Source organism: Bradyrhizobium australafricanum (genome assembly GCF_020329495.1).
In the GTDB taxonomy this organism is placed as follows: Bacteria; Pseudomonadota; Alphaproteobacteria; order Rhizobiales; family Xanthobacteraceae; genus Bradyrhizobium; species Bradyrhizobium australafricanum.
The window spans coordinates 1-1,005 of the sequence record NZ_JAGKJL010000181.1 but is presented as its reverse complement, the minus strand read 5'-3'; the positions used below and the strand labels follow the sequence as shown (position 1 = coordinate 1,005).

At 58.5% G+C, this 1,005-nt stretch carries 2 protein-coding genes; both read right to left on the bottom strand.

Features of this window, described 5'->3' with window-relative positions:
- Nucleotides 1-220: helix-turn-helix domain-containing protein (locus J6525_RS46430; RefSeq protein WP_225645394.1), on the bottom strand; the 220-nt coding region annotated here is incomplete at its 3' end.
- A 506-nt stretch (nt 221-726) separates the two neighbouring features.
- On the bottom strand, nt 727-1,005 hold a 279-nt coding region (locus tag J6525_RS46425), incomplete at its 5' end, for a transposase (RefSeq protein ID WP_225648221.1).

The window sequence follows — 1,005 nt, the reverse complement described above, 5'->3', positions numbered from 1 at the left end:
GCTCGCAAACCGCCCTTTCTTCGACAGCCGACAGGCTGGTCACCAGGTTCTTCGGCCGGTGCGAGCGATCTTCGACCGTCGTGCGGTCGCGCCAACGATAGATCGTGGTCTCGCTGACCCCCAGTTCCGTCGCCAATTCGGCAACCGACTTCCGGCTGCGCTGGATATAGGCGCGCGTCTTCGGCGTCGTCGTGGCGTTCGCGTGCAGGCTCAGTTCCATGACCCGAGGTGCTCCCTGACAAAGGCCACGCCTCGTTCTACACCGATTCCATCAAACCAATCAGCAGGGACCAAACACCGTCGCAGGGGCGCGCTGCCAAAATATCGAAAACAACCCCATGCAAAGGAGCCGGTGCGGCCGGCGAGGCGCATGCTGTAATCACCCATTCGGTGTCGTCCCTGCGAACGCACTAGGGCATTTACACATCTCTTCGAGGCTAGAAAACCGACTCATCATCAAGGGGTTAGCTACTAGGCGAGAGCCGAAATCGGCGGGCGCAACCCTTAGTGCAGATGAGTAAGTTCTCTGCGGTTTTCGGCCAACTCTTTGAGAAGACTCCGGAAAGACTGCGGAGGATATGTATATACGCTAGTGCGAACGCAGGGACCCATAACCACCGAAGCTCATGGTTGGACTGGGCTGGAGCTCCAGCCTTCGTCGTTGTGAGAGCTGTGGTTATGGGTCCCGGCTCCCGTGCGCAATTGCGCTCTAGGTGGTGTGGACATTTATCGCATCCATAAGACGATGGCTGCGAGAGTAACGACGGCCAGGTAATTTCGGGCGGTCTTTTCGAAGCGGGTTGCGACGCGGCGGAACTGCTTGAGTTTTGAGAAGCAGCATTCGACGAGATGACGCTGGGCATAGAGATGCTTGTCCAGCGGATATTTGAGCGCACGTGACGGGTTGTTGGGGATGACGGCGAGCGCGCCTTTGGCAGCGATCGCCTGGCGCAAGTGATCGGCGTCATAAGCCGTATCCGCCATGACGACCTGGGCAGGTAATCC